Below are 389 nucleotides of genomic sequence, written 5' to 3' on the forward strand. Positions count from 1 at the left end.
TCAACGATGCCAAGGCCATCCAGACCGGCATCAGCGCCAAACTGGTGGCCCCGCCGCAGGTGATGTGCAAGGCGGGCACCACCGCGCCCCGGCGCTACGTCCGCATCTCCACCCCGACCGACGGGGCCACGATTTACTACACCGTCACCTTCGACGGCAAAGAGCCTGCCGACCCCACCACGGGCGGTGCGGTGTACGACTTCACGGTGGACGGCGTGCTGCAGTTCGTCAACCCGCTCACCTCACCAACCGACTCGCGCCTGTACCGCCTGAAGGCCGTGGCCAAGAAGAATGGCCTGGCCACCAGCGCGGTGCGCGAATTCGTGTGGAACGTGGTGCGCCCCAACGTGGGCAGCTTCCAGGCCAAGCTGATGCACCCCGGCACGGCC

1 protein-coding gene is annotated in these 389 nt (G+C 67.4%); it reads left to right on the plus strand.

Translation table 11 applies throughout. The features are described from left to right. On the plus strand, positions 1–389 hold a 389-nt coding region (locus AC097L_RS25500; RefSeq protein WP_479589494.1), incomplete at both ends, for a chitobiase/beta-hexosaminidase C-terminal domain-containing protein.

This window comes from Rhodoferax sp. RT5P35, assembly GCF_056521385.1.